7 protein-coding genes are annotated in these 6,571 nt (G+C 36.6%); 2 read left to right on the forward strand and 5 right to left on the reverse strand.

Features of this window, described 5'->3' with window-relative positions; translation table 11 throughout:
* Positions 1-23 precede the first annotated feature (23 nt).
* Complete coding sequence (porT, locus tag Rain11_RS06290; RefSeq protein WP_101358497.1) at positions 24-701, forward strand: type IX secretion/gliding motility protein PorT/SprT; 678 nt, start codon at positions 24-26, stop codon at positions 699-701.
* A 35-nt stretch (positions 702-736) separates the two neighbouring features.
* On the forward strand, positions 737-1,663 hold the full coding sequence (locus Rain11_RS06295) for an MlaD family protein (protein WP_101358498.1): 927 nt from the start codon (positions 737-739) through the stop codon (positions 1,661-1,663).
* Here Rain11_RS06295 and Rain11_RS06300 read toward each other — a convergent pair.
* The 5 genes from Rain11_RS06300 to Rain11_RS06320 all read right to left on the reverse strand — a co-directional run bounded on the left by Rain11_RS06300 (position 1,660) and on the right by Rain11_RS06320 (position 6,389).
* Entirely contained in the window at positions 1,660-2,259 is a 600-nt protein-coding gene (locus Rain11_RS06300; RefSeq protein ID WP_394341588.1) for a DUF4159 domain-containing protein, read from the reverse strand. The genes Rain11_RS06295 and Rain11_RS06300 overlap by 4 nt on opposite strands.
* Before the next feature lie 58 nt (positions 2,260-2,317).
* Entirely contained in the window at positions 2,318-2,917 is a 600-nt protein-coding gene (locus Rain11_RS06305) for a hypothetical protein (RefSeq protein ID WP_101358500.1), read from the reverse strand.
* A gap of 144 nt (positions 2,918-3,061) precedes the next feature.
* Complete coding sequence (gene kynU, locus Rain11_RS06310; protein ID WP_101358501.1) at positions 3,062-4,315, reverse strand: kynureninase; 1,254 nt, start codon at positions 4,313-4,315, stop codon at positions 3,062-3,064.
* Between the two features lie 105 nt (positions 4,316-4,420).
* Positions 4,421-4,831 (reverse strand): hypothetical protein, encoded by a 411-nt coding sequence (locus tag Rain11_RS06315; RefSeq protein ID WP_101358502.1) that lies wholly within the window; start codon positions 4,829-4,831, stop codon positions 4,421-4,423.
* A gap of 76 nt (positions 4,832-4,907) precedes the next feature.
* The gene (locus Rain11_RS06320; RefSeq protein WP_165778087.1) at positions 4,908-6,389 is read right to left on the reverse strand and encodes a class I adenylate-forming enzyme family protein; all 1,482 of its coding nucleotides are present in this window, start codon (positions 6,387-6,389) and stop codon (positions 4,908-4,910) included.
* Positions 6,390-6,571: the final 182 nt, after the last annotated feature.

Raw genomic sequence — 6,571 nt, forward strand, 5'->3', positions numbered from 1 at the left:
TTTCGGATTGATTTCAAAAACTTATGAAGAAAATTGTATTCTTTTTGATTGGTATCGCTATCCACTCAAATTTTATTTTTGCCCAAGGACACATCACCCATTTAGATGACTATGATGAACAACCTATGCATTATGGCTTTGTGTTGGGGTTAAACCATAGTTGGTTTTCTATCAGAACCTCTGATTTGAATGCCTCATCTAACTGGATAGTCAATAATAAACCTACGTGGGGTTTTTCGGTAGGGCTTGCGGCAACCTTCCAGCCCGCTGAACTTTTGGCTATTCGGCTTTCTCCTACGGCGGTTTTTGGTCAGCGGATTATTCAATTTCAAGATGCAACTACCAAACAAATCACTGAAAAAGTCGTAGAAAATACTACTGCTGAATTTCCGCTTATGCTTAAAATCAAGTCTTTACGCAGGCACAATGCCCGTATGTTTATGATTGCAGGCGTAAAGCCTTATTTCTCGCTTGGTACAAAAGCCTCCCAAGAACCTGAACGCATACGCATACGGAATGCAGGTTTTGCTATTGAATATGGGTTCGGCATAGAGCGTTTTTATGAAATGTTCAAATTCGCTCCTGAAATTCGTTTTACGCATACGCTTGGGAATTTACTTGTTCCTGATGACAACCAATTTACCAATCAAATAAGCAGTTTGGTTTCGCACAGCGTTTCGGTCTATTTGTTTTTTGAATAAAATTTACTTTTCTTTGGAAAATTTTTTGCAAAGCTATGAAACTAAAAATCAGTAATGAGTTCAAAGTAGGTGTATTAGGGCTCGCCTCGCTTACTTTGCTGTATTTGGGGTTTAATTTTTTGAAAGGAAAAGATTTTTTTGCCGCAAGCCATTACTATTATGCTTTATACGATGATGTACAAGGGCTTGCCCCCGCCAGTTTGGTAAAAGTGAATGGCGTAACCATTGGTAGAGTGCTTGATGTAAAATTTTTACAAAACGCCAAAAATCCTCGTCTGAACGGCAAAGTATTGGTTACCATTGATTTGAACGAAAAAATCAATATGGGTAAAAATACCGTAGCCCTTATCAGCAAAGACCTTTTGGGAGGAACAAGTATAGAATTAAAATTAGACTATAAAGAACCTTATCTACACTACGATGACACTCTCAAAACAGGCATTAAAAAAGACCTAATGAGCAGCGTACAAGACCAAGCCAGCCCCGTTCTTGCCAAAGTAGATAGCATAATGATAAAAGTTAATGGCATTTTGGCTGATTTTGAAGGTATTGGAAAAAATGTAAAAAGCACCTTGCAAACTTTTGAAAAAACAGCCCAAACATTGGAAGGAACGATTGCTGAAAATAGAAATAATCTTTTAGGCATTACAAACAATTTCAAGCAACTCTCGCAAGACCTCACCCAAACCAGCAAACAACTACCTGATGTTGTCAAAAAAATAAATACTTTTGCTGATTCTCTGCAAAAAATCCATTTCAACAAAACTTTGGACAAGGCTGAAAAAACACTTGCGGAGCTACAAAATTTGCTTGCCAAGCTCAACAAAGGTGAAGGAACATTAGGTTTATTGCTCAAAGACCAAACTCTTTACGAGAATCTTACCAAAACCTCCGCTGAACTCACCAAGTTACTCATAGATTTACGTCAGAAACCGCAGAGATACATTCGGTTGAGGTTTTAATAATTGGTAAAAGCGTAAAAAAGAATGTTAGCACCCATTTTGAGGGCTTGTTGGCGTACCTCTTCGGGGTTGTTGTGAATGGATTGGTCTTCCCACCCATTACCCAAATCACATTCATAAGAATAAAAACAAACTAATCTACCTTCATAAATCAAGCCAAAACCCTGTGGAGGTTTGCCATCGTGTTCGTGAACTTTGGGTAAGCCGTTCGGAAAGCTGTATTTGATATGATAAATTGGGTGATTGAAAGGCAATTCTACGAAATCCAGTTCAGGAAAAACTTTTTTCATTTCAGTGCGGATATATTTATCCAAGCCATAGTTATCGTCAATATGTAAAAAGCCTCCTGCTATCAGATAACGTCTTAAATTTTGAGCTTCTTGGGGCGAAAAAGTAACATTGCCGTGTCCTGTCATATACACATAAGGATACGAAAAAATTTCAGGACTGCCTACCTCCACCACTTCATCTTTGGGGTGCAGATTCATACGCAAATTTTTTCGGCAAAAGTCTATCAGATTGGGTAAAGCCGTTTTATTGGCATACCAATCACCCCCACCATTGTATTTGAGTTTGGCAATTTTAATGGTAGCCATTCTTTGCGAAAAAGCCCCATTTACACAAAACAACACCACTAAGCCTACTAAACCTATGTTAAAAAACTTTCGCATCAACTCTTTCTATACCTGTTTTTTGTTCAAACCAACGAAGCGACTCTTGGTTTTTATCACCTGTTTGTGTATCACAAACGAAAAAAAGATAAAAAAGTTGCAAATTTTCACCTAAACGTTCTAAAAGTTTTTGCAGACGCTCTTGGGCTTTGAAAGAGTTTTTACAAAAATACTCCTCTCGCCAAGCGTGATAGGCTTCGTCGTGCAGTTCAATAATATCCAAAGTAGCTTTATCCCAAACATATTTTTCCGCAAACTGACGAGCTATAAATGCGTGATGATTAGCCCCTATGCGGGGTTTGCTTTCATCAACTTTATGCTTAAAAGTATCGTGAATGAGGGCAATTAAGCGTAATTTATGATAATCTGTTTCGGAGATTTTCCAACGCAAATTATCTACATTCGCCAAAACTTCATAAATATGGGCAATGATTTTCCCTTCGGGGTGTCCGTAACGAGGCTTTCCAAAAAATAAGCCTTCTTGCCATTCTATATCTTCTACAATAGCTCGCTCTAAATCGGAATGTATATCCAGCTCAAAATAGCCCCAAGGTGTTTGAATGTATTGTAAAGTTTTTATCATAGGCAATAAAACTACATTTTCGGAAAATAATTACAAAAATACTGCCAAAAATGCAGTTTTAGAAAGTAAAAATTAGACTTTTTTCACTTTTTGAGGTAAAGTGGTGAGTTTTTATACTTTTCAAAGAGCAATTTTGTACTTTTTTTATTTGTAAAATTCAGCTACTTTTTGGGCTGTCAGAAAAACTTCTGTAAAAGTATTGTAAAGCGGCACAGGTGCCATACGTACCACATTAGGCTCTCGCCAATCGGTGATAATGCCATTTTTGAGCAGGTATTGATGCAATTCTTTGCCCTTACTTTTGGCGAAAATTGAAAGTTGAGCGGCTCGGTGTGGTGGATTTTTAGGGGTAATAATTTCAATATGCTCACCTGCAAATTCTATGAGCCATTCGTAAAGATAATGCGTAAGTAAATTACTTTTTGCCACTAATTTATCCATTGTAGCTTCGTGAAAAACTTGAAGCGATGCCTGATGTAACGCCATTGGCAAAATCGGTTCATTGGAGAGTTGCCAGCCATCGGCATCGGGTATAGGTTTGAAGCCTTTTTTCATTAAAAAGCGTTCGCTTTCTACTTGTCCCCACCAACCGCCAAAACGTGGTAAATCTTTGTTGTGGTGTTTTTCGTGAATAAAAATTCCCGAAACGCCCCCAGGACCCGAATTGAGATATTTGTACGAACACCAAGTCGCAAAATCTACTTGCCAAGCGTGTAAGTCCAGTTTCACATTTCCAACGGCGTGAGCCAAATCAAAACCCACTACTGCCCCTACTTGATGTGCCTTTTGCGTGATTTTTTGCATTTCAAAAACTTGCCCTGTATAATAATTTACCCCCCCAAATATCACCAAAGCAAGTTCATCTGCGAGTTTTTCAATAGTTTCTAAAATTTGTTCAGTTTGTAAAATGTGTTCATTTTTTTGAGGTGCAACTTCTATAATATTTTCATCAGGACTAACACCCCTAAAATGCAAATGTGTTTCCAAAGCATATTGGTCAGAGGGAAAAGCTCCCGCTTCCATCAAAACTTTTTTACGCTTGCCTTGCGGATTGTAAAAACTCACCAAAAGCAAATGCAGATTTGTAGTGAGGCTATTCATAATGGCAACCTCCGTAGGTTTAGCTCCCAAAATCTCCGCAAGTAAAGGTTTGATAGGTTTGCGGAATTGCCACCAAGGTTGCTCGCCCACAAAATGCCCCTCCACACCATAATCTGCCCATTTATTCAATTCTTTTTGTATGGCTTCACTTGCAGTTTTCGGCTGAAGCCCCAACGAGTTCCCACACAAATAAATTACTTCTTTTCCTTCGTGTTGGGGAATAAAAAAACGACTGCGAAAATGCTTCAACTCATCTTGGGCATCTAATTCTTGTGCAAAAGCAAATTTATCAGACATACATTTGAGTTATTTTTTTTCAGTGTTTAGTGTATAAATTTGATTTTCAATATTTTGTTATATCTATCATCTTATGCTTATGTCTCTTGTCTAATGTCTGAAATTTTATTTTCTGCTTTTAGCCATTTCAAGGCTTTTTTTCATTTTTTCGCTTACTTTGGAGATTTTTTCTTTTTCTTTTTCTAGATAAGCCTTTTGCTCATCGGGAGATTTTTTGTCCCAATTTTCATCAAATTCTCGCATCCATAAATCCATAGCCTTGTAAGCATAATCTAATTCTTGGTGAATTTGCTTAAATTTTCCTATTTTAGCTGTATCTTTTTGTTTTTCAAGCTCTTGCAATTCCATTGTGAGTGTATCTCGGTATTTGGCAATGATATGATGAGAAGGCATTACCTCATCGTGAATAGCCATTACCTCTTCAAATAATTTTTGGTGCGGCGAGTTATTTTCTTTTTTGGTTTCACTCACCTGACAAGCCGAAAGTAAAGCTGAAAGTAAAATTAGCTTTTTCATTGATTTTTAGATTTTTAAGTTACAAAATTAAGCAATTAAAAGCATAACGCAAACAAGTAACGCCCAAAGCACAATTTTAATTTTTGAAGGACTTTCTCTGAACTTTTCCAACACTTGTATAAGGTATCTGTGTTACAAATTCTATTTTTTTCGGAATTTGAAATTTTACCAATTTATCAGCAAGCCACAATTTTAATGCTTGTTCAGTAACTCCCTGATTGGGCTTAACTACAACAAATGCCTTCAAAATTTGTCCAAAATCTTCATCTGCAACTCCTACAACCACAACCTCTGCAACAGCGGGGTGTTTGAGCATAACTTCTTCTGTGTAAATAGGATACACATTCTCCCCACCCGAAATAATCATATCATCTTTTCTTCCATAAAGAAAAACAAGTCCATTATCATCTAACCGAGCCAAATCACCAGTATAAATCCAGTCTTTGGGATTGATTGTCCAATCACTTTTGATGCATAGTTCGCCTATGCCTTCTGCATTTGGGCTATCAATACGAACTCTTACGCCTTCAATAGGTTTGCCAATAGTTGCTATATTTTTTTCTAAATCCTTGGGGTTTGCTATAATGCAAAATCCTGCTTCAGAGGAGCCATAAAGATTGTACAAAATGGTTCCCAATTTATCAATAACTTGCTTGGCTGTTTCCGTAGGCAAAGGAGCGGCACCGCAAACTATACATTTAAGAGAAGCTAATGCCTTTGTATTTTCCAAAAGCAATCTGCGAAGCATTGTAGGCACAAAAGTTGCCACCTCAATACGATATTTTTCTATACTCTCCAGCGTTTGTTTCGTTTCAAATTTCTTGCAAATATACATACTTTTTCCCAAAGCAACTGACATCAGTAGAGTAGCCAATCCGTAGCCGTGAAATATTGGAACTGCAATATAAACTGACTCATATTTATCAATCTGTAATTCTTTGATGAGAGCATAAGTGGGATAAATAAATGCTTTGGCAGAAGCCTTATGCTTGGCTGTCTTAAAACCACCTGTTGTTCCACCAGTGAGTACGATAATTTTTCCTCCAAAACCTTTCGGTATAGTATCTATTGGGGAGGCAGTTTCCAACTGATTGATATTGATTAGTTTTTTTGATATTTGCCCCGAAAGCCTATCCAAATGCTGATTTTCGCATATAATTGGCTTTAATTGGTGTTTTTCTTGTAGCGGCTGCAATTGCTCTGCTGTTATATCTGGATTGAGTAAATAAATATCTGCCCCTAAATACGAAAGAGCAAAAATAGTTTCTATTTGCTCAACAGAATTATGTAGTAATACCCCTACTTTATCTTTTTTACGAATATAGCAAGCGGCGTGCAAAACATAGGCTATTTTTTGAGTATTTTGCAAGAATTCTTTATATGTAAAATTTTTATTTTCAAAGCATATAGCAATCTTTTGGGGAAATCTATAAGCCGAATAAGCAAGTAAGGTCATCAGATTGAAGCCATACTTGTAGATGCTAATAAACAAATACCAAAATCCTTTCGGAGTAAAAACATTTAGCAGGTTTAGAATAAAAAATATTCGGCTTATCATTATCATCTTTTTTTGATGTATAAAGAACTTATCCAAGCCCAGAAGTTATTACGCCACGTGAATTATAAGTCTAACTTATTGTTTTCAAGGGATTTAAATAAAAAAACTTAGGGTAATTGAAAAAATGATTAACTTTGAGTTGTACTTTTTAAATATTTAATCATATGAGTCAATTACCTCTA

Origin of the sequence: Raineya orbicola (genome assembly GCF_002843425.1) — a bacterium.
GTDB lineage: Bacteria > Bacteroidota > Bacteroidia > Cytophagales > Thermonemataceae > Raineya > Raineya orbicola.